The 26,072-nt window shown below is 74.0% G+C and carries 22 protein-coding genes; 21 read left to right on the forward strand and 1 reads right to left on the reverse strand.

Going from position 1 to position 26,072, the window contains the following annotated elements; genetic code table 11:
• Positions 1-99: 99 nt before the first annotated feature.
• The 4 genes from ICW24_RS05675 to dnaE all read left to right on the forward strand — a co-directional run bounded on the left by ICW24_RS05675 (position 100) and on the right by dnaE (position 5,783).
• A complete protein-coding gene (locus tag ICW24_RS05675) occupies positions 100-543 on the forward strand; it encodes a TraR/DksA family transcriptional regulator (protein WP_226344738.1) in 444 nt (147 codons plus the stop codon).
• A gap of 125 nt (positions 544-668) precedes the next feature.
• Entirely contained in the window at positions 669-1,172 is a 504-nt protein-coding gene (gene lspA / locus ICW24_RS05680; protein ID WP_226344777.1) for a signal peptidase II, read from the forward strand.
• Positions 1,169-2,098, forward strand: a complete 930-nt coding sequence (locus ICW24_RS05685) for an RluA family pseudouridine synthase (protein WP_226344739.1) — start codon at positions 1,169-1,171, stop codon at positions 2,096-2,098. Before lspA ends, ICW24_RS05685 begins: the two co-directional genes overlap by 4 nt.
• Positions 2,099-2,195: 97 nt before the next feature.
• Entirely contained in the window at positions 2,196-5,783 is a 3,588-nt protein-coding gene (dnaE, locus tag ICW24_RS05690; RefSeq protein ID WP_226344740.1) for a DNA polymerase III subunit alpha, read from the forward strand.
• Between the two features lie 165 nt (positions 5,784-5,948).
• Here dnaE and ICW24_RS05695 read toward each other — a convergent pair whose 3' ends face one another.
• Positions 5,949-7,544 (reverse strand): SDR family oxidoreductase, encoded by a 1,596-nt coding sequence (locus ICW24_RS05695; protein ID WP_226344741.1) that lies wholly within the window; start codon positions 7,542-7,544, stop codon positions 5,949-5,951.
• Between the two features lie 328 nt (positions 7,545-7,872).
• Here ICW24_RS05695 and ICW24_RS05700 point away from each other — a divergent pair, with 328 nt between their 5' ends.
• From ICW24_RS05700 to argJ, 17 genes are all read left to right on the forward strand, one after another.
• Complete coding sequence (locus ICW24_RS05700; RefSeq protein WP_226344742.1) at positions 7,873-10,083, forward strand: S9 family peptidase; 2,211 nt, start codon at positions 7,873-7,875, stop codon at positions 10,081-10,083.
• Positions 10,084-10,256: 173 nt separating this feature from the next.
• A complete protein-coding gene (hisD, locus tag ICW24_RS05705; protein WP_226344743.1) occupies positions 10,257-11,663 on the forward strand; it encodes a histidinol dehydrogenase in 1,407 nt (468 codons plus the stop codon).
• Positions 11,660-12,877, forward strand: a complete 1,218-nt coding sequence (locus ICW24_RS05710; RefSeq protein WP_226344744.1) for a histidinol-phosphate transaminase — start codon at positions 11,660-11,662, stop codon at positions 12,875-12,877. The genes hisD and ICW24_RS05710 overlap by 4 nt, the downstream gene beginning before the upstream one ends.
• Positions 12,874-13,503, forward strand: a complete 630-nt coding sequence (gene hisB, locus ICW24_RS05715) for an imidazoleglycerol-phosphate dehydratase HisB (protein ID WP_226344745.1) — start codon at positions 12,874-12,876, stop codon at positions 13,501-13,503. Before ICW24_RS05710 ends, hisB begins: the two co-directional genes overlap by 4 nt.
• 271 nt (positions 13,504-13,774) lie before the next feature.
• Positions 13,775-14,254, forward strand: a complete 480-nt coding sequence (locus tag ICW24_RS05720) for a hypothetical protein (protein ID WP_226344746.1) — start codon at positions 13,775-13,777, stop codon at positions 14,252-14,254.
• 1 nt (position 14,255) lies between these two features.
• Positions 14,256-14,936 carry an imidazole glycerol phosphate synthase subunit HisH gene (gene hisH / locus ICW24_RS05725; RefSeq protein WP_226344747.1) on the forward strand — a complete coding sequence of 227 codons (681 nt, stop codon included), beginning with the start codon at positions 14,256-14,258 and terminating at the stop codon, positions 14,934-14,936.
• Positions 14,937-15,050: 114 nt separating this feature from the next.
• Complete coding sequence (gene priA, locus ICW24_RS05730; RefSeq protein WP_226344748.1) at positions 15,051-15,857, forward strand: bifunctional 1-(5-phosphoribosyl)-5-((5-phosphoribosylamino)methylideneamino)imidazole-4-carboxamide isomerase/phosphoribosylanthranilate isomerase PriA; 807 nt, start codon at positions 15,051-15,053, stop codon at positions 15,855-15,857.
• Positions 15,854-16,651 carry an SseB family protein gene (locus tag ICW24_RS05735; protein WP_226344749.1) on the forward strand — a complete coding sequence of 266 codons (798 nt, stop codon included), beginning with the start codon at positions 15,854-15,856 and terminating at the stop codon, positions 16,649-16,651. Before priA ends, ICW24_RS05735 begins: the two co-directional genes overlap by 4 nt.
• Positions 16,652-17,015: 364 nt before the next feature.
• Entirely contained in the window at positions 17,016-17,615 is a 600-nt protein-coding gene (gene infC, locus ICW24_RS05740; protein ID WP_372360519.1) for a translation initiation factor IF-3, read from the forward strand.
• Positions 17,616-17,697: 82 nt separating this feature from the next.
• On the forward strand, positions 17,698-17,892 hold the full coding sequence (gene rpmI, locus ICW24_RS05745; protein WP_226344750.1) for a 50S ribosomal protein L35: 195 nt from the start codon (positions 17,698-17,700) through the stop codon (positions 17,890-17,892).
• 109 nt (positions 17,893-18,001) lie between these two features.
• Positions 18,002-18,382 (forward strand): 50S ribosomal protein L20, encoded by a 381-nt coding sequence (gene rplT / locus ICW24_RS05750; protein WP_226344751.1) that lies wholly within the window; start codon positions 18,002-18,004, stop codon positions 18,380-18,382.
• 86 nt (positions 18,383-18,468) lie between these two features.
• Positions 18,469-19,236 (forward strand): TrmH family RNA methyltransferase, encoded by a 768-nt coding sequence (locus ICW24_RS05755; protein ID WP_226344752.1) that lies wholly within the window; start codon positions 18,469-18,471, stop codon positions 19,234-19,236.
• 188 nt (positions 19,237-19,424) lie between these two features.
• Positions 19,425-20,513, forward strand: a complete 1,089-nt coding sequence (gene pheS / locus ICW24_RS05760) for a phenylalanine--tRNA ligase subunit alpha (protein ID WP_226344753.1) — start codon at positions 19,425-19,427, stop codon at positions 20,511-20,513.
• Positions 20,513-23,146, forward strand: a complete 2,634-nt coding sequence (gene pheT / locus ICW24_RS05765) for a phenylalanine--tRNA ligase subunit beta (protein WP_226344754.1) — start codon at positions 20,513-20,515, stop codon at positions 23,144-23,146. The genes pheS and pheT overlap by 1 nt, the downstream gene beginning before the upstream one ends.
• Before the next feature lie 97 nt (positions 23,147-23,243).
• A complete protein-coding gene (argC, locus tag ICW24_RS05770; protein ID WP_372360523.1) occupies positions 23,244-24,314 on the forward strand; it encodes an N-acetyl-gamma-glutamyl-phosphate reductase in 1,071 nt (356 codons plus the stop codon).
• Positions 24,311-24,877 (forward strand): ACT domain-containing protein, encoded by a 567-nt coding sequence (locus ICW24_RS05775; RefSeq protein ID WP_226344755.1) that lies wholly within the window; start codon positions 24,311-24,313, stop codon positions 24,875-24,877. Before argC ends, ICW24_RS05775 begins: the two co-directional genes overlap by 4 nt.
• A complete protein-coding gene (gene argJ / locus ICW24_RS05780; protein WP_226344756.1) occupies positions 24,874-26,025 on the forward strand; it encodes a bifunctional glutamate N-acetyltransferase/amino-acid acetyltransferase ArgJ in 1,152 nt (383 codons plus the stop codon). Before ICW24_RS05775 ends, argJ begins: the two co-directional genes overlap by 4 nt.
• Positions 26,026-26,072 lie beyond the last annotated feature (47 nt).

Genomic DNA, 26,072 nt, shown 5'->3' on the forward strand with positions numbered 1-26,072 from the left:
CCCGTTCGGGTTCCGTGCAGCTCGCGTCCTGCCACGGCGGCCCCCCGGGGTCTATCCTTCACCCACCACCAGCCCGCCCCCGAACGATCGGACGACACGATGACCACCACGAGCCCGTCCCAGCCCGGCGTCGGTGACGACGTCACGCCCGGCGACCTGCCCGTCCGCGCCGGCGAGGACGCCTGGACCACGGACGAACTCGCGGAGGTCAGAGCAGAGCTCGAGTCCGACGCCTCGCGGATCGCGGCCGAGCTCGAGGTCTCGCAGGCCGATCTCGACCACCTCATGCGCGACGACGGCAGCGGCTCGGGCGACGACTCGGCCGACACCGGCGGCAAGGTGCTCGAGCGGGAGCAGGGCCTGACCCTCACGCACAATTCCCGCGTGCTGCTCGCGCAGAGCCAGCGGGCGTTGGCGCGGATCGACGCGGGCACGTACGGTCGGTGCGAGTCGTGCGACCAGCCGATCGGCAAGGCGCGCCTCCAGGCCTTCCCCCGAGCCACCCTGTGCGTGGCGTGCAAGCAGAAGCAGGAGCGTCGCTGATTTCCGCTTCTCGAACGCCCGCCCCCGACCCGGCCGCCGCAGGTGCGTCCGGGTCGGCGCCCTCCGGCCGCGAGGCCCGTCGCGTCCGTCGGCCGGCTCTCACGGCCCTTCTCCTCGGGATCGGCCTGACGGTCTGGGTCCTCGACCGCGTGACGAAGAACTGGGCGCTGGGAACGCTGACCCCGGGGATCCGTGAGCCCCTGCTCGGGGAGGTCCTGCAGCTCAACCTCCTGTTCAACCCGGGGGCGGCCTTCTCGCTCGGGACGGGGATCACCCCCGTCTTCGCCTTCGTCCAGTTCGCGGTGTCGCTGCTCGTCGTCCTCGCCGCGTTCCGGGTGGGCTCGACGGCCTGGGCGGTCGCCCTGGGGCTCGTCCTCGGCGGGGCGTCGGGCAACCTGTTCGACCGGTTGACGCGTCCTCCCGGCTTCGCCCGGGGGCACGTCGTCGACTTCCTCGAGCTGCCGAACTGGCCCGTCTTCAACGTCGCCGACTCGGCGATCTGTTGCGCGGCCGTGCTCGTCGCGATCACGGCGTTCGCCGGGATCGGGTTCGACGGCACCCGCGAGGGCGGCGACGAGCGATCCGCGACCGACCCGGCCCCCCGTCCGGACTCCGGGTCGTCGTCGTGAGCGAGTCCCGCAGCCTCTTCGTCCCGGACGGCCTCGAGGGAGAGCGCGTCGACGCCGCGCTGGCGCGGCTCTTCGGCCTCTCCCGCACGAAGGCCGCCCAGCTCGCCGCGGACGGGCACGCCCTCCTCGACCGCGTCCCGGCGGGCAAGTCCGACCGCGTGCACGCGGGCGCCTGGCTGGAGGTGACGTTGCCCGACGCCGCCGCGCCCACGGGGCTGGAGGTCATCGCGGAGCCGGTCCCCGGCATGCGCATCGTCCACGACGACGACGATCTCGTCGTCGTCGACAAGCCCGTGGGGGTGGCCGCGCACCCGAGCGTGGGGTGGACCGGGCCGACCGTCGTCGGCGGACTCGCCGCGGCGGGCTACCGCATCGCCACGTCGGGGGCGAGCGAGCGGCAGGGCATCGTCTCGCGGCTCGACGTCGGCACGAGCGGCCTCATGGTCGTCGCCAAGAGCGAGTACGCCTACAGCCAGCTCAAGCGCGCGTTCCGGGACCGCCGGGTCGACAAGACCTACCACGCGCTCGTCCAGGGACTGCCCGACCCGCTCGTCGGCACCGTCGACGCGCCGATCGGCCGCCATCCCGCCTACGACTACAAGTACGCGGTGATGAGTTCGGGAAAGCCGAGCGTGACCCACTACGAGGTCGTCGAGGCCTACGGGCGCGCGTCGTTGCTCGGGATCCACCTCGAGACGGGTCGGACGCACCAGATCCGCGTCCACATGGCCGCGATCCGGCACCCGTGCGCCGGCGACCCCGTGTACGGGGCCGACCCGGTACTGGCGAGGTCGTTGGACCTCGACCGGCAGTGGCTGCACGCCGTCGGCCTCGGGTTCGAGCACCCGGGGACGGGGGAGTACGCCTCGTTCTCCAGCGACTACCCCGCCGATCTCGCCCGCGCGCTGGAGCTGCTCGCGCCCTGACGCCCCGGCGCGACGCGCGGCGGGCGCGCCGACCCTGTCAGGGGCCGGTCGTAGGATGCTCTAGTCCCCTCCACCGCCGTCGAAAGGCCCCCCGAACGTGTCGTCGGTTCCCGGCAAGTCGGACTCCTTCGTCCACCTGCACTGCCACACCGAGTACTCGATGCTCGACGGGGCGGCGCGCATCGACGACCTCTTCGAGTCGGCCGCGCAGATGGGGATGCCGGCGGTCGCGACCACCGACCACGGCTTCATCTTCGGCGCGTACGAGTTCTGGAAGAAGTCGACCACGTACGGCGTCAAGCCGATCGTCGGCATCGAGGGCTACGTCACCCCGGGGACGCACCGCACCGACAAGACGCGGGTCAAGTTCGGCGACGGCGGGAGGGACGACGTCTCCGGTTCCGGGGCCTACACCCACATGACCCTGCTCGCGCAGGACAACGTGGGCATGCACAACCTCTTTCGCATGTGCTCGCTGGCCTCCCTCGAGGGCTACTACTTCAAGCCGCGCATGGACCGCGAGCTGCTGGAGACGTACGGCAAGGGCCTCATCGCGACGACGGGGTGTCCGTCGGGCGAGGTCCAGACCCGGCTGCGGCTCGGCCAGTACGAGCAGGCCCGGCAGGCCGCGAGCGACTTCCGCGACATCTTCGGGGCCGAGAACTACTACTGCGAGCTCATGGACCACGGCCTCGACATCGAGCGCCGCGTCCAGAAGGACCTCCTGCGGCTCGCGCGCGAGCTCGGGCTGCCGCTGCTCGCGACGAACGACCTGCACTACACCAAGGCCGAGGACGCGAAGGCGCACTCGGCGCTGTTGTGCGTGCAGTCGGGGTCGACGCTCATGGACCCCAACCGGTTCAAGTTCGACGCCGACAGCTTCTACCTCAAGTCGCCGGAGGAGATGCGTCACCTGTGGCGCGAGCTGCCCGAGGCCTGCGACAACACGCTCGAGATCGCGGAGCGCTGCAACGTCTCGTTCGTCGAGGGCGAGGGGCGTTACATGCCCCGCTTCCCCTGCCCGGAGGGCGAGGACGAGACGAGCTGGTTCGTCAAGGAGGTCGAGTCGGGCCTGCACGAGCGCTTTCCCGACGGCGTCCCCGACTACGCCCGCAAGCAGGCCGAGTTCGAGACCGAGGTCATCGTCGGTAAGGGCTACCCGGGCTACTTCCTCGTCGTCGCCGACTTCATCAACTGGGCCAAGAGCCAGGGGATCCGCGTCGGCCCCGGCCGAGGCTCGGGTGCGGGGTCGATGTGCGCCTACGCGATGAAGATCACCGACCTCGATCCCATCCCGCACGGGCTCATCTTCGAGCGGTTCCTCAACCCCGAGCGCAAGTCGATGCCCGACTTCGACGTCGACTTCGACGAGCGCCGCCGCGGCGAGGTCATCAAGTACGTGACGAGCAAGTACGGCGAGGAGCGCGTCGCGCAGATCGTCACGTACGGCACGATCAAGGCGAAGCAGGCCCTCAAGGACGCGAGCCGCGTCATGGGCTTCCCGTTCGCCATGGGCGAGAAGCTGACGAAGGCGATGCCGCCCGACGTCATGGGCAAGGGCATCCCGCTCGCCGGCGTCTTCGACCCCGCGCACAAGCGGTACGCCGAGGCGGTGGAGTTCCGCCAGCTCCACGACGAGGACAGCCAGGCCCGGGAGGTCGTGGGGACGGCGCTCGGCCTCGAGGGCCTCAAGCGGCAGTGGGGCGTGCACGCGGCCGGCGTCATCATGAGCTCCGAGCCGCTCATCGACGTCATCCCGATCATGCGCCGCGAGCAGGACGGCCAGATCATCACGCAGTTCGACTACCCCACGTGCGAGGCGCTCGGCCTCGTCAAGATGGACTTCCTCGGCCTGCGCAACCTGACGATCCTCGACGACGCCATCGAGAACGTCCGCATGAACCGCGAGGAGGAGATCGACCTCGACGCGCTGAGCAAGCACCTCGACGACGCGAAGACGTACGACCTCCTCGGCCGGGGCGACACCCTCGGCGTGTTCCAGCTCGACGGCGGCGGGATGCGCACCCTGCTGCGCCTCATGCGACCCGACAACTTCGAGGACATCTCGGCGGCGCTCGCGCTCTACCGTCCGGGGCCGATGGGCGTGGACGCGCACACGAACTTCGCGCTGCGCAAGAACGGGCGCCAGGCGATCATCCCGCTCGACCCGCGCCTCGAGGGCAAGCTCGAGCAGAAGATGATCGACGCGCTCGAGCCCATCCTCGGGACGACCTACGGCCTGGTGATCTACCAGGAGCAGGTCATGGAGATCGCCCAGAAGCTCGCCGGGTACACCCTCGGCAACGCCGACCTCCTCCGCCGCGCGATGGGCAAGAAGAAGCGCGAGGTGCTCGACGCCGAGTTCGTCAACTTCGAGAAGGGCATGCTCGACTCGGGGTTCTCGGCCGCCTCCGTCAAGGCGCTGTGGGACGTCCTCGTGCCGTTCTCCGACTACGCGTTCAACAAGGCGCACACCGCGGCCTACGGCCTCGTCTCGTACTGGACCGGGTACCTCAAGGCCAACTACCCCGGCGAGTACATGGCGGCGCTGCTGACCAGCGTGCGCGACGACAAGGACAAGTCGGCGCTCTACCTCAACGAGTGCCGACGCATGGGCATCCAGGTCCTCCCGCCCGACGTCAACGAGTCGGTCGCGAACTTCGCCGCGGTCGGCACCGACATCCGCTTCGGGCTCGCCGCGATCCGCAACGTCGGCACGAACGTCGTCGAGGCCGTCGTCAAGGCGCGCCAGGAGAAGGGCGCGTTCACGAGCTTCTCCGACTTCCTGTCCAAGGTGCCGGCGGTGGTGTGCAACAAGCGGACGATCGAGTCCCTCGTCAAGGCGGGGGCCTTCGACTCCCTGGGGCACGAGCGGCAGGGGCTCGTCCGCGTCCACGAGCAGTACGTCGACGCGCTCGTCGACGTCAAGCGCAAGGAGGCGGTGGGGCAGGACTCGCTCTTCGGGGCCTTCTCCATGGGCGACGACACCGACGAGCCGTCCGGGGTCGCCGGACTCGACGGCCTGCCCCCGATCCCGCCGGGGGAGTGGGACAAGCAGACCCTGCTCAGCTTCGAGCGCGAGATGCTCGGGCTCTACGTCTCGGACCACCCGTTGTTCGGGATCGAGCACATCCTGTCCCAGCACGCCGACACGTCCATCGCCTCCCTGACCGCCGAGGAGGGCGGGCGGCCCGACGGGTCGACCGTCACCGTCGCGGGGCTCATCACGGGGCTGCAGCTCAAGCGGACCAAGAAGGGCGACCTCTGGGCCATCGTCACCGTCGAGGACCTCGAGGGTGCCGTCGAGTGCCTCTTCTTCCCCTCCTCGTACATGACGGTGAGCACGATGCTGTCCACGGACGTCGTGTGCGCCGTCCGGGGCCGGGTCAACCGCCGCGACGACCAGGTCTCGCTGTACGCGCAGGAACTCACGTTGCCCGACATCACCGAGGGCCCCCGCGGACCGGTCGTGTTGTCGATGCCGCTGACCCGGGCGACGAACGGGGTCGCCCAACGGCTCAAGGACGTGCTGCACGAGCACCCCGGGGCGACCGAGGTGCACGTCAAGCTCACCCAACCCGGCCGGTCGGTGCTGATGCGCCTCGACGACTCGCTGCGGGTGACCGCGTCGCCGGCGCTCTTCGGTGACCTCAAGGCCCTGCTCGGCCCCGCCTGCCTCTCCTGACGGGCCGCAGCCGGGGCCCCGGACACCGAGCCGGCGCCCCACACGCCGACGAGGGGCCCGGCCGCGTCCGCGGCCGGGCCCCTCGTCGTGGCTCCTCGTGGCGTGTCGTGGGGTGTCCTTGGGCGTCCCGTGTCGACCGGGACCGTCGGGACGCTCGGACCTCCCTCAGGCGGTGGCGCGGGGCGCGGCGACCCCGCGGCCCCGTCGGGCTCGCTCCGCGGCGAGGCGGGCGACCTCGCGCTCGTCGCCCTCGAGCGCCTGCGCCCCGGAGCCGACCCGCTTGACCGGGCGGGGGGCCCGGCGGCGGGCGGCCGGGCGCGGCGGGCGGCCCCGCATGAGGCCGACGACGGCGGGCAGGTGGCTGCCGCGCAGGTAGGCCGACCAGTCGATGTCACCCACGCGCCAGTCCGCGCCGTCGGCGTGCAGGGCCCTCGTGTTCGTGTCGTCGTAGACCGTGCTCGCGCACGTGTACGGGGCGTAGATCTCGACGAGGTGATTCATGGTCTCGAGGCGGTGCTGGAGGGTGTCGAGCCGCTCCAGGCTGCGCCGCGCCGGGATGCGGACCCGGCGCAGCGCGCCGGCCGCGCCGCCGACGACGCCCAGCCCCCGGTGCAGGCGCCGGGTGATCGTTCCCGGGTCGCCGAACTCCCACGGCGTCGCGCGGACGACGACGCCGTCCCGGCGCACCCACGGCTGGGCGGAGAAGTAGCCCTGCACGTGTCGGCGCAGCTCGGCCAGGCTCAGGGGATTGCTCGTGCTGCTGCCCACCTGCAGGTACCGGCACGCACGCGCGTCGGGCGCGCTGACCGCCGCGGCGAGGATCGTCGCGACGACCTGGTCGACCGGGACGATGTCGAGGACCGCCTCCGCGCGCCCCGGGAAGCCGGTGAGGTGCCCGCGGGCGTAGGCCGCGATGAGGGGGTCGGCGACCTTGAAGCCGTCGATCCAGCCCGGGAAGGGCGTGCTCAGCGCGCTCTCGATGATCGTCGGGCGGACGATCGTCAGCCGGTGACCCCGGCCGGCCCACTCCTGCTCGGCGACGCGCTCGCCGAGCGCCTTCGTCATCGTGTACACGTCGGTCCAGCCGTGGCGTCGCGCCCGCTCACGCCCGGCCACCCGCATCCGGGTGTCCACCTCGTGCTCGCCGTGCGAGGCGACGACGCGGTCCCGCTCCCGTAGGACGTCGGTGAGTTCGGCGCGCCAGTCGAGATCGTGATCCACGGGCCGCTCGCGGCCGACGTCGGTCCGTCCGGTCCAGACGTAGGCCGTCGAGACGTGGACGACGTGCGGGTCGCCGCCGGCGGCGCCGAGGGCGCGGTACAGGGCGGCGGGACCGCCGACGTTGGTCCGGAACGCGCGGTCGGCGGGCTCGTCGAACGTGACCGACGACGCCGAGTGCAGGACGAGGTCGAGGTCCGCGGGCAGCGCGGGGACGTCGCGCAGATCGCCCTCGAGGACGGTGACGCGAGAGCGGACGACCTCGGCGAGCGCCTCGGCCCCGATCTCGTTCTCCCAGGCGGCGAAGACCGACTTGCGCAGGAGCGCTCGGATCCGGTCGGCGCCGGGCCGTGGTCCGCGGGGGCGGACGAGGACCCAGACGTGGGCTTGGCCGGTCCGCAGCAGGCGTTCCAGCAGGGCCTGTCCCACGAAGCCGGTGGCCCCCGTGAGAAGGACCCGCTGGGGGTCGGACGGGAGGGCGGGGGTGAGGGGATGACCCGGCAACGTTGTCTCCAAGGCGATGATGACCGTCGCGTCCGACATGTCGGGAGGGACGACCGTGTGGTGGCTAGTGCCCAGTCGGCGCCCCGTTTCGCCGTCTGAGTCAAACGTCTTGAAATGCTACGGATTCGAGGTCGCGTCCTCCACGTCCGTGAGGCCGTGGCGCGCCGAACGTGACATAAGCCACGCCGAACGGTCCACGGAGTAGCCACGTCGACGCGCGAGGACGCGAACGCGGCCACGGACTTTGGGCCTTCGCGTCCCGAATTTCCTTGGCCCACAGTGGGGTCGGTCTGTCGCCCCGGTCTCTCGAGCCCCGGTGTCGGCCGGGTTCCGGTCGAGGTCGACACGGAGCCTAGAGTCGACCTCCATGCGCACCCCGCCGGTCATCCCCACCCGCCCGCAGGTCCGCTCCCACCACGGGGACGACGTGCTGGACCCCTACGCCTGGCTCGCCGACGCCGACGACCCCGGCGTCCGCGCCGTCGTCGACGCCGAGAACGCGTACGCCGAGGAGATGACGGCGCACCTCCGACCCCTGCGCGAGGCCGTCTACGCGGAGATCGGGGAGCGTACGCGTCAGACCGATCTGTCGGTCCCCGTCGCCGACCGCGGCTGGTGGTACTTCACCCGCACCGTCGCCGGCCGGCAGTACCCGGAGCACTGCCGGGCGCCGGGGGTTCCCGGCGCCGGCCGACCCGAGCCGGAGCTCGGAGCGGATCCCGACACCCCGCCCGCAAGGTTGCCGGGCGAGCAGGTGCTCCTCGACGAGGAGGCGGAGGCGCAGGGCCACGACTACTTCGCCCTCGGCGGGTTCGCCGTCGACGTCGCGGGCGAGCGGCTCGCCTACCTCGTCGACACGGCCGGGGACGAGCGTTTCGCCCTGCGGGTCCGCGACATCGCCACGGGCGCGACCCTCGACGACGCCGTGGCGGGCGCCGGGTACGGCGTCGTCTGGTCGGCCGACGGCCGGTACCTCTTCTACGTGCGCCCCGACGAGGCGTGGCGCCCGCACGAGGTGTGGCGGCACGAGGTGGGGACGCCCGCGAACGCCGACGAGCTCGTGCACGCCGAGCCCGACGAGCGGTTCTGGCTCGGCATCGGCTCGTCACGCGACGAGCGGCACCTCGTCGTCGCCATGGGCTCGAAGTCGACGTCGGAGACGTGGCTCGGCGACCTGGCCGACCCGCTGGCCCCGCTCCGGCTCGTGGCACCGCGGGTCGACGGGGTGGAGTACGACGTCGAGCCGGCCGGCGACGTGATCTTCGTCGTGCACAACCGCGACCGGGCCGACTTCGACCTCGCCTGGGCGCCGATCGTCGCGACCTCCTCGCAGGACTGGCGCCCCGTCGTCGCCGCGGGGGAGCGCGAGCGGATCGTCGACGTCGACGCCTTCGCGACCCACGCCGTCGTGTCGTTGCGCAGCGGCGGTCTCCCGCGGCTGCGCGTCGTGCCCTACGCGGTCCGCCCGAGCGAGCAGGGGGGCGAAGGTGGCGCGACGCTCGAGACCGGGCCGGTGCTCGACGTCGAGGTCGAGGAGGAGTTGTTCTCCATCTCGCTCGCCGCCAACCCGGAATGGGACACCCGCCGGCTGCTCGTCGAGCTCGAGTCCTTCGTCACGCCGCGCACGATCCTCGAGTACGACCTCGAGGGGGGCGTGGGGCCGGACGCGGCGACGGTCGTGCGCCGGCAGCCCGTGCTCGGCGGGTACGACCCGGCCGACTACGTGCAGCGGCGGGAGTGGGTGACCGCCGCCGACGGGGAGGCGATCCCGGTGTCGGTCGTCGCCCGGGCGGACGTCCCCGCGGACGGCACGGCCCCCGGCCTGCTCACGGGGTACGGGGCCTACGACATCGCGCTCGACCCCTACTTCTCCATCCCGCGCCTGAGCCTGCTCGACCGGGGGGTCGTCGTCGCCGTGGCCCACGTGCGCGGCGGCGGGGAGCTCGGGCGGGCCTGGTACGAGGGCGGCCGACTCGAGCACAAGGAGAACAGCTTCACCGACCTCGTCGCCTGCGCCGACCACCTCGTCGACACGGGCCTCGTGGCCCCGGACCGCCTCGGCGTCGAGGGGGGCTCGGCCGGGGGCCTGCTCGTCGGCGCGGCCCTCAACCTGGCCCCGCACCGGTTCGCGGTCGCGCTCGCCGAGGTGCCGTTCGTCGACGCCCTGACGACGATCCTCGACCCCGAGGCGCCGCTGACGGTCACCGAGTGGGAGGAGTGGGGCGACCCGCTGCACGACCCGGCCGTCTACGCGCGCATGAAAGGGTACACCCCGTACGAGAACGTGCGGGCGGTCGACTATCCCGCGATCCTCGCCACCACGTCGCTCAACGACACCCGGGTCTCGTTCGCGGAGCCCGCGAAGTGGGTCGCCCGGCTGCGGGAGACGGTCACCCAGGACCTGGCCCGTCGTCCCGTCCTCCTGCGGACCGACACCGTCGCGGGGCACGGCGGGGTGAGCGGCCGGTACCACGCCTGGCGCCGGTACGCGTGGGAGATGGCGTTCGTGCTCGACCGGCTCGGCGCGACGGCGGTGCTCCCGGCCGCCGGCGACGCCGCCTCGACGACCGAGACGTGACATCGGGGGCGCCCATCCATCCGGTCCGGCGGGTCGGGCGGCGGACGCCAGGCCCGGCGGGTGCCGGAGGAGTCGAGCGCGGCCAGGGCGCCGGCCGGGGTGAGACCGGGCGGTCGCGCGGCGCGGTGCCCCGGCCGCCGGGGCGGGCACCCGCGCGCACCTAGACTGGCCCGGTGATCTCTCGTCTCGACCTGCGCGGCACCGACCTCGACCCCCGGGCGCTGCGCGAGCGGCTCCCGCGCGCCGAGTTCGATCTCGAGGACGTCCTCGAGGTCGTGGCGCCGATCCTCGCGCAGGTGCGCGAGCGCGGGGCGGAGGCGGTGCTCGAGCTCGGGGAACGCTTCGACGGGGTGCGGCCGCCGCGCCTGCGCGTGCCGGCGGCGGTCTGCGCCCTCGCCCTCGACCGGCTCGACCCCGCGGTCCGGGCCGCCCTGCAGGAGTGCGCCGATCGCGCCCGCCTCGTCCACGCCGCGCAGCGGCCGAGCGAGCACACGACCACCCTCCCGGGCGGCGGGACGGTGGCCCAGCGGTGGATCCCCGTCGGCCGGGTCGGCCTGTACGTCCCCGGCGGGCTCGCGGTCTATCCGAGCAGCGTCGTCATGAACGTCGTCCCGGCGCAGGTGGCGGGGGTCGGGTCCGTCGCCGTGACGAGCCCGCCCCAACGCGACAACGTCGGCGAGTTCGCGGGCTACCCCCACCCCACGATCCTTGCCGCCTGCGCCCTGCTCGGGGTCGACGAGGTCTACGCCGCCGGTGGGGCCCAGGCGGTCGCGATGCTGGCCCACGGCGCCCGCGACGCGTCGGGGGAGTGGGTGTGCCGGCCCGTCGACGTCGTCACCGGTCCCGGCAACGTCTACGTGGCCGCCGCCAAGCGCGCCGTCCGCGGGCTCGTCGGGATCGACGCCGAGGCGGGCCCCACCGAGATCGCCGTCGTCGCCGACGACAGCGCCGACCCGCGCCACGTCGCGGCCGACCTCGTGTCGCAGGCCGAGCACGACCCGCTCGCCGCGTCCGTCCTCATCACCCCCGACGAGGCGTTCGCCGCCCGGGTCGAGGCCGCCCTCGAGCAGGTGGTGGCCGCGACGAAGCACGTCGAGCGCGTCCGGGTGGCCCTGTCGGGCCGCCAGTCGGCGGTCGTCGTCGTCGACGACCTCGACGCGGCCGTGGCCGTCGCCGACGCCTACGGCGCCGAGCACCTCGAGATCCAGACGCGCGACGCCGCCGCGGTCGCCGCCCGGATCTCCACCGCGGGCGCGATCTTCGTCGGCCCCTGGTCCCCCGTGAGCCTCGGCGACTACTGTGCGGGCTCCAACCACGTCCTGCCCACGAGCGGGACCGCGGCCTTCGGCGGCGGCTTGTCCGTCCACGCCTTCCTCAAGGGGGTGCAGGTCATCGACTACGACCGCGCCGCCCTCGCCGGCGCCGCGCGCAGCGTCGTCGACCTCGCCCGGGCCGAGGACCTGCCCGGCCACGCCGACGCCGTCCTCGCGCGCGTCGACCCCGACGACATCCCGACCGACCCGACCAGCACTTCGCACGAGACGACCGCGGCCCCGGCCGCCCAGGAGAGGGTCCGATGAGCACCACCGGCCGGCCGGGCGCCACGCCCGCCGCACGCGAGATCGACCTCCTGCTGCGCAGCGACCTGCGCGGCGGGACGCCGTACGGGGCGCCGCAGCTCGACGTCGACGTCGCCCTCAACACCAACGAGAACTCCTACGCCGTCCCCGACGAGGTCGCGCAGGCGATCGTCCGCGAGGTCGGCGCGATCGCGGGGGGCCTCAACCGTTACCCGGACCGCGAGTTCACGGCACTGAGGGCCGACCTCGCGCGCTACCTGCGGGGGCGGACCGGCGTCGACCTCGCGCCCGAGCAGATCTGGGCGGCCAACGGTTCCAACGAGGTGCTCCTGCACCTGCTCCAGGCCTTCGGCGGGCCCGGCCGCGTCGCGCTCGGGTTCACGCCGTCGTACTCGATGCACCCGATCATCACGCGCACCACCGGCACGACGTGGATCGACGGCCGCCGCGGTCGGTCCGGCGACGACGCGGGCGCCGCCTACGACCTCACCGTCGACGGTGTCGTCGCGCAGGTCCAGCGCCACAACCCGCACATCGTCTTCCTGTGCTCCCCGAACAACCCCACGGGCACGGCGCTCGGGCTCGACGTGGTCCTCGCCGTCCACGACGCGGCGCCGTCCGCGCTCGTCGTCGTCGACGAGGCCTACGCCGAGTTCGCCCGGCCGGGCACGGCGAGCGCCGTGACCCTGCTGCGCGACCGCCCCCGCCTCGTCGTGTCCCGCACGATGAGCAAGGCGTTCGCGCTCGCGGGGGCCCGGGTCGGCTACCTCGCCGCGGACCCGGCGCTCACCGACGCGCTCCGGCTCGTGCGGATGCCCTACCACCTGTCGAGCACGACACAGGCCGTCGCCCGCGCGGCCCTCGCGCACGCCGACGTGCTGCTCGGCGTCGTCGACGCCATCAAGGCCGAACGCGACCGGATCGTCGAGGGCATCGAGGCGCTCGGCCTGCCCGCGGTGCCCAGCGACGCGAACTTCGTCCTCTTCGGCGGGCTCGACGGCGCCCCGGCCACGTGGGCGGCGCTGCTCGGGCACGGGGTGCTCGTGCGCGACGTCGGGCTCCCCGGGCACCTGCGCGTGACCGCGGGCACCCCGGCGGAGACGACCGCGTTCCTCGACGCCCTGCGCGCGGTGCTCGCCGACCCGCCGGCGCGCCCGTCCGATCACGACCACCCGTCCGACCCGTCCGCGACGGCGGGACAGGAGACCTCATGACCCAGCCGACCCAGCCGACCCGACCGGCCCCGCGCACCGCGGAACTGACCCGCGAGACCTCCGAGAGCCGGGTCCGCCTGCGGCTCGACCTCGACGGCACCGGCGCCTCGTCCGTGTCGACCGGAGTCCGCTTCTACGACCACATGCTGGCCAGCTTCGCCAAGCACAGCCTGGTCGACCTCGACGTCGACGCGACGGGCGACCTCGACGTCGACGGCCACCACACCGTCGAGGACGTCGCCATCGTCCTCGGTGACGCCATCGCCCTCGCGCTCGGCGACAAGCGCGGGATCCGGCGCTTCGGTGACGCGACGGTGCCGCTCGACGAGGCGCTCGCGCTCGCGGTCGTCGACGTGGCCGGCCGCCCCTACGCCGTCCACACCGGGGAGCCGGCCGGCCAGGAGTACGTCATCATCGGCGGGCAGTACGCGGGGTCGATGACGCGGCACGTCATCGAGACGCTCGCGCACCACGCCGGCCTGGCCATCCACGTGCGCGTCCTCGCCGGGCGCGACCCGCACCACATCGTCGAGGCCCAGTTCAAGGCCCTGGCCCGGGCCTTCCGGGCCGCGGTCGAGCCCGACCCCCGGGTCACCGGTGTCCCGAGTGCCAAGGGCAGCCTCTGAGGCCGGGTCTCCTCGCCGCCGGCCGAGTGGTCCGAGCGCCGGGGAGACCCGTTCGCGCCGGATCCTCGCCCGTTTCACCGGGGCCCGTTCCGCCCCGTCGTCCGCCGGGAGTGCGCTGGGCCGCGGGATCGTCCTGTCGGCGTGCCGCCCGTCGGCGGCCCACCGGTGGGCCCGCCGGGGGATCGGCCCGGTCGTCGTCGGTCAGCTCGAGGGCTGGACGGTCGTCGTCCCCACGGGCCCCGCGGCGGCCCGACACCCCTACGACGACGCCGTGCGTTCCCTCGCCGGCCGGCCCGTGGGGCTCTCGATGCGCCCCGCCCTCGGGGTGTTCCACGTCGGTCGGCAGGTCGTGCTCACCGTGCACCCGGCGCGTTGGCGGGCCCCGCAACGGTGGCTCATCTGGACCCCGCGCGACGGCAGCGTGCCGCCCGACGGGCTACCGCCCGCGAGCGTGGACGACGTCGTCGCCGTGGCCGGGGGGCGGTCGGGGACCCACGCCCGCGCCGACGAGTCGGTGCGCCGCGCCCTGCGCGACGTGCTCGACGACGGCTCCCTGCAGCCGAGGACGGTGCTGGCCGAGATCTTCGGCATCCTGTCGCTGCCCGGCCTCGCCCTCGTGAGCGGACCCGGGACCGACGCGCTCGCCGACCTGCCCGGCGCCCGAGAGATCCACCCGTCTCCCCGTGCGGCGCGCGCGTTCGACCGCGTCGTCGGCGAAGAGGCGCGACACCTCGACGAGATGGAGATGTGAGTTGAGCCAGCCCTCATCCGCCCCCGCGAGCACGGGCTCCGCCCGCCCCCGCGTGGTCGTGCTCGACTACGGCAGCGGCAACGTCCGGTCCGCCGTGCGGATGCTCGAGCGCGTGGGCGCCGACGTCGAGCTCACGGCCGACCGGGAGCGGGCCCTCGCGGCCGACGGTCTCCTCGTCCCCGGGGTCGGCAACTTCCACGCGTGCGTCGACGGGCTCCGGGCGGTCGACGGCGAGTACCTCGTCGAGATGCGGCTCGCCGGCGGCCGGCCCGTGCTCGGCATCTGCGTCGGCATGCAGGTGATGTTCGAGACCTCGACGGAGCCGAGCGCCTCCGGGCCCCGCGAGGGACTCGGGCAGTGGCCGGGGGTCGTCGATCGGCTGCCGGCACAGGTCGTGCCGCACATGGGCTGGAACACCGTCGACGTGCCGGCCGGGTCGGCGCTCTTCGCCGGCGTCGAGGACGAGCGCTTCTACTTCGTCCACTCGTTCGCGGCGCAGGACTGGACCCTGCAGCCGACGCCCCCGTTCGACGCCGTCGCGCCGCTGGTCACCTACGCGGAGCACGGCGCTCGCTTCGTCGCGGCCGTCGAGAACGGCCCGCTGTGGGCCACCCAGTTCCACCCCGAGAAGTCCGGTGACGCCGGCGCCAGGCTGCTGCGCAACTGGCTCGACGTCCTCTGACGTTCGCGGCGGCCCGTCCTGCGGGCCGCGCCGCCGCCGGGCCGGACGGCGGTCCGGCGGTCCGGTACCGATTCCCCCTGATGTTCCCCGATCCCCCCGCGAGAGGACACCTCGATGACCGACCCCACGCCCGCGCCCACCCCCGACCCCGCCGCCGGGAGCGGGACCCGCCAGGCCGGCCCGGTCGGCTCCCGCCCGGTCCTCGAGCTGCTGCCCGCCGTCGACGTCGTCGGCGGCCGCGCCGTCCAGCTCGTGCAGGGCGTGGCCGGCACGGGCGGGGAGTACGGCGACCCCTTCGAGGCGGCCCTCGCCTGGCAGAACGCGGGCGCACGCTGGCTGCACCTCGTCGACCTCGACGCCGCGTTCGGCCGGGGCTCCAATCACGAGCTCCTCGCGTCGATCGTGGGACGGCTCGACCTGCAGGTCGAGCTGTCCGGGGGCATCCGCGACGCCCGCGGCCTCGAGGCGGCGCTCGCGACGGGCGCGCGGCGGGTCAACGTCGGCACGGCCGCGCTGGAGGACCCGGAGTGGACCGCCGCCGCCGTCGCCGAGTACGGCGACCGCATCGCCGTCGGGCTCGACGTGCGCGGCACGACGCTCGCGGCGCGCGGCTGGACGAAGGAGGGCGGTGACCTGTGGGAGACCCTCGCCCGCCTCGACGCGGACGGATGCGCCCGCTACGTGGTCACCGACGTCGCCAAGGACGGCATGCTCGCCGGCCCGAACCTCGAGCTCCTGCGCGAGGTGTGCGCCCGGACCGACCGCCCCGTCGTCGCGTCCGGGGGCGTCTCGACCCTCGACGACCTCGCCGCGCTGCGCGACCTCGTCCCGCTCGGCGTCGAGGGCGCCATCATCGGATCTGCGCTCTACCGCGGCGCGTTCACGCTCCCCGAGGCCCTCGACGTCGCCGGTCGCCCGTGACCTCCGCGGAGCCCTCCCGGCGCTTCGCCGGCCACGACCCGGCGCGGGGTCGCGACACGGCACGCATGCCGTGGGCCGGCCGCGAGGTCACCCCCTCCCCGTTCGCCGCCGACGACGGTCGCGCCGACGAGGCCGTCCGGCGGGCGCTGGCCCGGGTCGTCGCCTCGGCCCCGGCCGACGCCGCGGCGGCGGAGGCGGACGCCCTCGCCGTGCTGGCCGGCTCCCGCCTGCTCATGCCGATCGTCGCCGAGGCCGCCGCGTCGCAGGGGAGGGTCGCCGACGACGCCGACAGCGACATGGCCTCCATCGTGCTCAACGCGCCCGACGGCCGCCGCGGAATGCCGGCGTTCACGGGGATCGACACCCTGACCGCGTGGGAGCCCTCCGCCCGGCCGGTGCCGGTGCGCGTCGCCGACGCGGCCCGCGCCGCATTGGAGGACGGCTGCGAGGCGATGCCCCTCGACCTCGGTGCTCCGCATGCGGTCGTGCTGCGCCTCTCGCACCTGTGGGCCCTGGGCCAGGAGCGCCCGTGGGTGCCGCCCGCCGACGACCCGGTCGTCGCCGAGGCGCTGGCCCGCGTGACCGCCGCCCACGGGGCGATCACCGGCGTCGAGGCGCAGGACGCCTCCGACCGCGCTCCGGGCCTCGTGCGGCTCGTGCTCACCCTCGTCCCCGGCCTGGCGGCCCCCGACATCCAGCGCCTCGTCGGTGCGGTCGGGGAGGCGCTCGCCGGCGACCCGGACGTGCGGGTGCGCGTGGACGACGTCACGGTCCAGGTCCGCCCCGGAGTCTGAACTCGGCGGCCTCTCCGGACGCTGCTATGCTGATACGTGAACGGTTGCGTGTGACGTGTGCCCCGGTCTCTTCCCGATGGGACAGGGCCGGAGTTCACCTCGTGCGCCGCCCCCAAGAGAAGCCCGCCACGCTTCCACCCAGGTCGACCTCCGGGTCGCCGGGTCCAGGGCACCGCACCGCGGTGTCCCCTCGGCGTTCTCCGGCTCGGCCGGGGCGCCGCGGTCGGTGGCTGTGGGCTTCTCGTGGGTGTCTTCCGCGAGGAGCCCTTTTCTCGTGGTCGGCCGTCCGCACGAGAGATCACCAGGATCGAAGGAGTCTGACATCAGCGAAACCCGTATCAACGACCGCATCCGAGTCCCCAAGGTGCGTCTCGTCGGGCCCAACGGCGAACAGGTCGGCATCGTCCTCATCGACGAGGCCCTCCGGCTGGCCGGGGAGGTGGACCTCGATCTCGTCGAGGTCGCGCCCATGGCCAATCCGCCGGTCGCGAAGCTCATGGACTTCGGCAAGTTCAAGTACGAAGCCGCACTCAAGGCGCGCGAGTCCCGCAAGAACCAGGTCAACACGGTCATCAAGGAGATCAAGCTCCGACCGAAGATCGACCCGCACGACTACGCGACGAAGAAGGGCCACGTGGTCCGCTTCCTGTCGGCCGGCGACAAGGTCAAGGTCACGATCATGTTCCGGGGCCGCGAGCAGTCGCGTCCGGAACTCGGGTTCCGCCTGCTCCAGCGCCTCGCCGAGGACGTCGCCGAACTCGGCTTCGTCGAGAGCGCGCCGAAGCAGGACGGCCGCAACATGATCATGGTGCTCGGGCCCACCAAGAAGAAGGCCGACGCCAAGGCCGAGCAGCGCCGTCGCCGCGACGACGCGGCCAGGCCGGCATCGGAGGCGTCGGACGAGTCCGCGCCGTCCGACGACGCCACCGCGCCGGCCGAGACCGAGGAGGCCGCGTCGGCCTGACGCGCCCTCGGCCCTGCGCCACCAGCTTTTCCGCAACGGCGGCCCCGGGCCGCCACCGCACACGACGAAGGAGATCGGCCCCATGCCGAAGAACAAGACCCACAGCGGGGCCAAGAAGCGCTTCCGACTCACCGGCACCGGCAAGGTCATGCGCGAGCAGGCGAACGGTCGCCACCTGCTCGAGCACAAGTCGAGCAAGTACACCCGCAGCATCGCGGGCGACGTCGAGCTCGCCAAGCCGGACGCCAAGAAGATCAAGAAGCTGCTCGGCAAGTAAGCCGACCCCCACCGCAGAACATCCGCCGTCCGACGCGGGCGCCCCTGGCGCCGCGTGAGGGCACGCGCACCGGCGCGGCCCGGCGGCACGACGAAGAAGGAGTACTCACGTGGCACGCGTGAAGCGGGCGGTCAACGCCCAGAAGAAGCGCCGGGTCGTCCTCGAGCGGGCGAGCGGCTACCGCGGTCAGCGGTCCCGCCTGTACCGCAAGGCCAAGGAGCAGGTCACCCACTCCCTCGGCTACGCCTACCGCGACCGCAAGGCGCGCAAGGGCGACTTCCGCCGCCTGTGGATCCAGCGGATCAACGCCGGCGCCCGCGCCAACGGCATGACGTACAACCGCTTCATCCAGGGCCTCAAGGAGGCCGGGGTCGAGGTCGACCGCCGCATGCTCGCCGAGCTGGCCGTCAACGACGCCGCCGCCTTCACCGCGCTCGTCGAGATCGCTCGCGCGAACGTGCCCGCCGCCTCCACCGAGTCCGCGGCCTGAGCACGCCACCCGCACGCCGAGAACGCCGCCCCGGGCGGGCCACCGGCGCGCACCCCGAACCGCTGACGCATCCGCGGTCGGACAAGGTGCGCGCGGTGGCCGCCCTCGGGCGGCGTTCCGTGCGTGAGCGCGAGGGCCTGTTCCTCGCCGAGGGCCCCCAGGCGGTCCGCGAGGCCGTCCGGTTCCGCCCCGACCTCGTCGACGAGATCTTCGTCGAGACCGCCGCCGCGACCCGGCACGCCGACGTCGTCGCCACGGCCCGGGACGCCGGCCTGGCGGTCCGCGAGGTGACCGCCGACGTCCTCGCGGCGATGTGCGACACGACGGCTCCGCAGGGTCTCCTCGCGACCTGTCGCCCGCTCGACGTCCCCCTGGCCGACGTCGACCTGTCGGCCGTCCGGCTCGTCGTCGTCCTCACCCACGTCCGCGACCCCGGCAACGCCGGCACCGTCCTGCGCGGCGCCGACGCCGTCGGCGCCGACCTCGTCGTGTTCAGCAGCGGCAGCGTCGACGCCTACAACCCCAAGGTCGTCCGGTCCACGGTCGGCTCCCTGTTCCACCTGCCCGTCGTCGTGGGGGTCGACGTCCCCGACATCCTCGCCGCGCTCGGGCGGGCGGGGATCACCCGCCTCGCGGCCGACGGCGGCGGGGACGTGACCCTGCCGCAGGTCGACCTGGACCGCCCGCACGCCTGGATCATGGGCAACGAGGCGTGGGGCCTGCCGGCGCAGATCCGCGACGCGTGCGACGAGGTCGTCTCGGTGCCCATCCCCGGGCACGCCGAATCGCTCAACCTCGCCATGGCGGCGACCGTCTGCCTCTACGCCTCCGCCGGGGTCCTGCGCGCTCCGTGAGCCGGCGCGACCCGGGGGTGGGCCGGCGGTGAGGCGGCCGGCGAGCCGACGGTGAGCCGACGTCGAGCACGGCGCCGGAGGTGCCCGATCCGGCTGCTGATATCCGGTGTCGCCGCCGCGAACGCCCCAACTACGCTGGTGGCGCCAGGGCAGCCTCGTGCGGCCGTGCCGACCGTGAAGTGGAAGCGATGTCCGGACCCAACACGCAGTACGACCCCGTCGAGGTGAGCGCCCTCTCGCCGGAAGCCGTCGACGCGGCGGTGGCCCAGGCGCTCACCGCCGTCGCCGCGGCCGCCGACCTCGACGCGCTCAAGGCCGCCCGCCTCGCCCACGCGGGCGAGAAGAGCCCCCTCGCGCTCGCCAACCGCGAGATCGGGGCCCTCCCGCCGAGCGCCAAGGCGGAGGCGGGCAAGCGCGTAGGGGCCGCCAAGGGGCGGGTCGCGCGGGCGCTCGCCGAGCGGCAGGATGCCCTCGAGGCCGAGCGCGACGAGCGGATCCTGCTCGACGAGACGATCGACGTCACGGTCGCCGACCCGCGCCGGCGGCTGGGTGCGAGGCACCCCCTCTCGCTGCTCACCGAGCGCGTGCAGGACATCTTCGTCGGCATGGGGTGGGAGATCGCGGAGGGCCCTGAGGTCGAGGCCGAGTGGTTCAACTTCGACGCCCTCAACTTCGCCCCCGACCACCCGGCCCGGCAGATGCAGGACACGTTCTTCGTCGCCCCGGCCGACTCGGGCCTCGTACTGCGCACGCACACCTCGCCGGTGCAGGCCCGCGCGATGCTCCTGCTCGACAGCAGCGACCTGCAGCGGGAGCTGCCGTTGTACGTCGCGGCCCCGGGCCGGGTCTACCGCACCGACGAACTCGACGCCACGCACACGCCGGTCTTCCACCAGGTGGAGGGTCTCGCCGTCGACCGCGGCCTGACGATGGCCCACCTCAAGGGCACGCTCGACCACCTCGCCCGGGCCATGTTCGGCCCCGAGGCGACCACGCGGCTGCGGCCCTCGTTCTTCCCCTTCACCGAGCCGAGCGCCGAGATGGACCTGTGGTTCCCCCAGAAGAAGGGCGGCGCGGGTTGGATCGAATGGGGTGGTTGCGGGATGGTCAACCGCAACGTCCTCCTCGCCGCCGGGATCGACCCCGACGAGTACACGGGGTTCGCGTTCGGGATGGGGATCGACCGGGCCGTCATGCTGCGGCACGGGGTGAGCGACATGCACGACATCGTCGAGGGTGACGCCCGGTTCTCCGAGGCGTTCGGGATGGGGATCTGATGCGGGCGCCGGTGACCTGGCTCCAGGAGATCGTCGGGCAGACCGAGCCCGTGAGCGGGGAGGACGTCGCGGCCGCCCTCGTGCGGGTCGGGCTCGAGGAGGAGGGCCTGCACGGCGGGGACCTCACCGGCCCCCTCGTCGTCGGGCGGGTCCTGAGCAAGACCGACGAGCCGCAGAAGAACGGGAAGACGATCCACTTCTGCACCGTCGACGTCGGCGACCACGGCCAGCGCGCCGCGGCGGGCGGCGACCCGGCGGTGGTCCAGGAGATCGTCTGCGGCGCCCACAACTTCGACGTCGGCGACCTCGTCGTCGTCGTCCTGCCCGGGGCGGTGCTCCCCGGCGGGTTCGCCATCTCGGCGCGCAAGACCTACGGGCACCTCAGCAACGGGATGATCTGCGCCGAGGACGAGATCGGCCTCGGCACGGACCACGCCGGGATCATCGTGCTGTCCGAGTACCTCGCCGACGACCCCGACACGCTCGCGCGCATCCGGCCCGGCGACGACGCGATCGCCCTGCTCGGCCTCGACGAGGAGGTCGTCGAGGTCAACGTCACGCCCGATCGCGGCTACTGCTTCTCCCTGCGCGGCATCGCCCGGGAGTACGCCCTCAGCACGGGCCTGTCGGGCTTCGTCGACCCCGTGTCGGCCGGCGACGACCCGGAACCGAACGACGCGGGCCCGCCGGTGCGCCTGCAGGACGACGCGCCCCTCCGCGGCCGGGTGGGCTGCGACCGGTACGTCGCGCGCGTCGTGCGGGGGATCGACCCGAGTGCCCCGACGCCGCGCTGGATGGTCCGGCGCCTCGAGCAGATGGGCATGCGGTCCATCTCGTTGGCCGTCGACGTGACGAACTACCTCATGCTCCTCACGGGGCAGCCGCTGCACGCGTTCGACCTGCACACCCTCTCGGGGGCGATCGAGGTCCGGCGCGCGCGCGCCGGCGAGACCCTCACCACCCTCGACGACGTGGAGCGGACGCTGTCGGTCGAGGACCTGCTCATCACCGACGGCGGCACGACGCCGCTCGCGATCGCCGGCGTCATGGGCGGGGAGACCTCCGAGGTGGGCCCGACCACGACGGACGTGCTCGTCGAGTCGGCGCACTTCGACCCCGTCTCGGTGGCCCGTTCCTCGCGCCGTCACAAGCTCTCGACCGAGGCGAGCCGTCGCTACGAGCGGGGCGTCGACCCGCAGATCGCCGGCCGGGTCGCGGCCCTCGCGGTGGCGATGCTCGCGCGCTTCGGCGGGGGGACGATCGACCCCGGCGTCACCGACGTCCGGGCCGGCGCCGCCGAGGCCGTGACCATCGAGTTCGACACGGCCTCCGCCTGGGCGCTCGTGCAGCCCGCGTCGGCCACAAACGGGCAGGTCCCGGACGGGCTCGACCACGCCGGCGTCGTCGCGACGCTGCGGGCCCTCGGGTGCACGGTGTCGCAGGACGCCGGCGACTCGTCCGCGGCGGACGCCGCCGACCGGGCGCCGGGCTTCGCCCGGGTGCACGTCGTCCCGCCGTCCTGGCGGCCCGACCTGCGCACCGGGCCGGACCTGATCGAGGAGGTCGCGCGCATCCGCGGGTACGAACACATCCCGTCGATCCTGCCGACCGCACCCGGCGGGCGCGGGCTCACGCCCGGTCAGCGGTCGGCGCGGCTCGCGTCGGCCGTGCTCGCCGGGCTCGGCGCGATCGAGGTGTGGTCGTACCCGTTCGTCGCGGAGGACCTCGTCGACCGACTCGGCTACCCGGCCGGTGACCCGCGCCGTCGCGCGGTGCGCATCCTCAACCCGCTCTCGGACGAGGCGCCGCTCATGCGGACGAGCCTGCTCGACACGCTCCTGTCCACGTTGCGGCTCAACGTCGGCCGCGGCCGACGCGACGCGCTCCTGTTCGAGGTCGGCCTCGTGGCCCGCCCGGAGGGGGACGCGGCCGCGCCGGTCCCGCCCGTCGGGGCCCGCCCCGACGACGCGACCCTCGCGGCCGTCGCCGCGGCGGTCCCGCCCCAGCCGCGCCACGTCGCGTTCGTCGCGGCCGGGGACGCGGTCCCCGCCGGGCCCGCCGGCCCGGCGGTCCGGCACGACGCGGCCGGCGTGATCTCCACCGCGATCGAGCTGGGCGCCGCGCTCGGCGTCGACCTGACGCCCGTGGCGGCCCAGGAGGCGCCGTGGCATCCGGGTCGGTGCGCCGCCCTCACGCTGCCCGACGGCCGGGTCGCCGGGTACGCGGGGGAGCTGCACCCCAAGGTGGCGGCGACCCTCGAGCTGCCGGCGCGCACGTGCGCCGCGGAGCTCGACCTCGACCTGCTGCGGGCGGCCGGCCGCGACATCCCGCAGGTCGGCACCCTGTCGACGTACCCGGTGGCGACGAGCGACGTCGCCCTCGTGGTCGACGAGGCCGTGGCCGCCGGTGACGTGGCCCGGCACCTGCGCGAGGGTGCGGGGGCCGACCTCGAGGCGCTCACCCTCTTCGACGTCTACCGGGGCGACCAGGTGGGGCCGCAACGCAAGTCGCTCGCCTTCCGGCTCACCTTCCGGTCCGCGGGGGCGACCCTGACGACCGAGCAGGTGAGCGGGTTGCGCGACGCGGCCGTGGACCGTGCCGCTGCGGCCCTGGGGGCGTTCCAGCGCGCCTGAGGCCGCGTGGCGGCCGCCGACCCGGTGGCCGCCACGGCACGGCCCGCCGGATCCGGCGGGGGCCCGCAGTTCGCATACTTTTGCAGACCACTGTAAATTGATCCACGTGATGAGAGCTGCCGTCGCCGGCGCGAGCGGGTACGCCGGGGGAGAGATCCTCCGGCTGCTGCTCGCACATCCCGACCTCGAGGTGGGCGCCGTGTGCGCCTCGAGCAACGCGGGGTCCGCGCTGGGATCGATCCACCCGCACCTCCACGCCCTGGCCGACCGCGAACTCGCCCCCACGACGCCCGAGACGCTCGCGGGTCACGACGTCGTCTTCCTCGCCCTGCCGCACGGCGCGTCCGCCGATCTGGCGGGCCGGCTGGGGGAGGACACGGTCGTCGTCGACTGCGGCGCCGACTTCCGTCTCGCGGACGCCGGCGACTGGGAGACGTTCTACGGCACCCCGCACGCGGGCACGTGGCCCTACGGCCTCCCGGAGCTCGCCCACGCCGGCGGCGGCCGGGGCCGCGACGCCCTCGTCGGCGCCCGCCGGATCGCCGTGCCCGGGTGCTATCCCACCGCGGTGACCCTCGCGCTCGCCCCCGCGCTCGCGGCGGGCGTGGCCGCGCCCCACGACCTCGTCGTCGTCGCGGCCAGCGGTACGTCGGGCGCGGGTCGCAGCCTCAAGCCGCACCTGCTCGGGGCGGAGGTCATGGGCTCGATGAGCCCGTACGGCGTCGGTGGTGGTCACCGGCACACCCCCGAGATCGCCCAGAACCTCGCCTCCGCCGCGGGGATCGCCGTCGGTGAGGTCACCATCTCGTTCACCCCGACCCTCGCGCCGATGCCGCGCGGCATCCTCGCGACGTGCACGGCCCGCCTCGCCGACGGGGTCGGGGCCGACGCCCCGGCCGCCGTGCGGAGCGCCTACGCCGCCGCCTACGACGACGAGCCGTTCGTGCGGCTGCTGCCGGAGGGGTCCTGGCCGCAGACGAAGGCCGTTCTCGGCTCCAACGTCGCGACGGTCGGGGTGACCGTCGACCTCCGCGCCGGACGCCTCGTCGCGGTGGCCGCCGTCGACAACCTCACCAAGGGCACCGCCGGGGCGGCGGTGCAGTGCGCCAACCTCGCCCTGGGCCTGCCCGAGGGGGCCGGCCTGCCGACGACGGGAGTCTCGCCGTGACCGATCCGCACACCGATCCGACCGGGACGGTCCCCCCGACCGGTCCGACCGGTCCGACCGACCCGGTCGACGCGGCGGACGACGCCCGGTGGCACCTCGTCCTGCACTCCGAACCGCTGCGCATCGCCCGGCTCCCCCCGGGCTCCGCGGTTCCGGAGTGGTCGAGGCGCCCGTCCCCGCTGTCGTCGGTGACGTGGAACGCGCACGAGACGTCCGTCATCGCCGCGGCCCGGTACGTCCCCGTCGGCGCCGACCAGGCCGGGCCGTTCCGCGCCTTCGAGATCCAGGGGCCGCTCGACTTCACGCTCGTCGGTGTGCTGCGGGGCCTGCTGACCCCTCTGGCCGATCACGACGTGAGCGTCATCACCACGTCGACCTTCGACACCGACTGGATCCTCGTGCCGGTCGAACAGGTCGCCGTCGCCGTCGCCGCCTGGCGCGCGCGGGGCCACGTCGTCGAGACACCCGACGAGGACGCCACGGGTGCCGCGGGCGCCCCAGGTGCCCCAGGCGCCCCAGGTGCCCCGGCTACCCCGGACACCCCAGGTCAGGAGCGGTCGTGAGCATCACCGGACCATCGGGCTTCCGCGCCGCGGGCGTGACCGCCGGGCTGAAGCCCAGCGGCCGCGACGACGTCGCGCTCGTCGTCAACGACGGGCCCGACCACCACGCCGCCGCCGTGTTCACGACCAACCGCGTCGAGGCGGCGCCCGTCACGTGGAGCAGGCAGGTCGTCGGCGACGGCCGGATCGACGCCGTCCTGCTCAACTCCGGCGGCGCCAACGCCTGCACGGGACCCGAGGGGTTCGTCGACACCCACCGCAGCGCCGAGCACGCGGCGTCGGTCGTCGGTGTCGACGCCGGCGACGTCGCCGTCTGCTCGACGGGGCTCATCGGCGAACGGCTCGACCTCGACGCTCTGCTGCGGGGCGTCGATCTGGCGGCGGCGGCCCTCTCGCCGACGGGCGGGCCCGACGCGGCCCGGGCGATCATGACGACCGACACCGTCCCCAAGGAGGCCCTGGTCCGCGGCGACGGGTGGTCCGTCGGCGGAATGGCCAAGGGCGCGGGGATGCTTGCGCCGGCGCTCGCGACGATGCTCGTCGTCGTGACGACCGACGCGGTCGCCGACCCGGAGGAGCTCGACGCCGCCCTGCGCGCCGCCTGCGCCGGCACGTTCGACCGGGTCGACTCCGACGGCTGCATGTCGACCAACGACACCGTCCTCCTCCTCTCGTCCGGGGCCTCCGGCGTCCGTCCGGCGTCCGCCGAGCTGGCCGCGGCCGTGCACGAGGTGTGCGCCCGCCTCGCCCGGGCGCTCGTCGCCGACGCCGAGGGCGCCCGGCACGACATCGCCGTCGAGGTCGTCGGGGCCGCCGACGAGGCCGACGCCCTCGAGGTCGCGCGGGCCATCGCCCGCAACAACCTGGTCAAGTGCGCCGTCTTCGGCGGCGACCCCAACTGGGGCCGCATCGTCGCCGCCGTGGGCACGACCCGCGCCGCCTTCGAGCCCCGCGACCTCGACGTGACGATCAACGGCGTCCAGGTGTGCCGGTCCTGCGGGGTCGGCGACGACCGCGCCGGCGTGGACCTCTCCGGACGCGAGGTGCACGTCCTCGTCGACCTGCACGCCGGTCCGGCGTCGGCGACGGTGTGGACGAACGACCTCACCCACGACTACGTCCACGAGAACTCGGCGTACAGCACATGAGCCACGACGGCCCGATCGAGGGGATGACCGAGCAGATGACGGACGGC

Origin of the sequence: Agilicoccus flavus (assembly GCF_014857905.1) — a bacterium.
GTDB classification, from domain to species: domain Bacteria; phylum Actinomycetota; class Actinomycetes; order Actinomycetales; family Dermatophilaceae; genus Agilicoccus; species Agilicoccus flavus.

Excerpts from the sequence above, each read along its gene's own strand:
- ICW24_RS05710 (WP_226344744.1), top strand. The coding sequence starts at position 11,660 with ATGAGCACCACCGGCCGGCCGGGCGCCACGCCCGCCGCACGCGAGATC.
- hisB (WP_226344745.1), top strand. The coding sequence starts at position 12,874 with ATGACCCAGCCGACCCAGCCGACCCGACCGGCCCCGCGCACCGCGGAA.
- rpmI (WP_226344750.1), top strand. The coding sequence starts at position 17,698 with ATGCCGAAGAACAAGACCCACAGCGGGGCCAAGAAGCGCTTCCGACTC.
- priA (WP_226344748.1), top strand. The coding sequence starts at position 15,051 with ATGACCGACCCCACGCCCGCGCCCACCCCCGACCCCGCCGCCGGGAGC.
- pheT (WP_226344754.1), top strand. The coding sequence starts at position 20,513 with ATGCGGGCGCCGGTGACCTGGCTCCAGGAGATCGTCGGGCAGACCGAG.
- pheS (WP_226344753.1), top strand. The coding sequence starts at position 19,425 with ATGTCCGGACCCAACACGCAGTACGACCCCGTCGAGGTGAGCGCCCTC.
- ICW24_RS05675 (WP_226344738.1), top strand. The coding sequence starts at position 100 with ATGACCACCACGAGCCCGTCCCAGCCCGGCGTCGGTGACGACGTCACG.
- ICW24_RS05700 (WP_226344742.1), top strand. The coding sequence starts at position 7,873 with ATGCGCACCCCGCCGGTCATCCCCACCCGCCCGCAGGTCCGCTCCCAC.
- ICW24_RS05695 (WP_226344741.1), bottom strand. The coding sequence starts at position 7,544 with ATGTCGGACGCGACGGTCATCATCGCCTTGGAGACAACGTTGCCGGGT.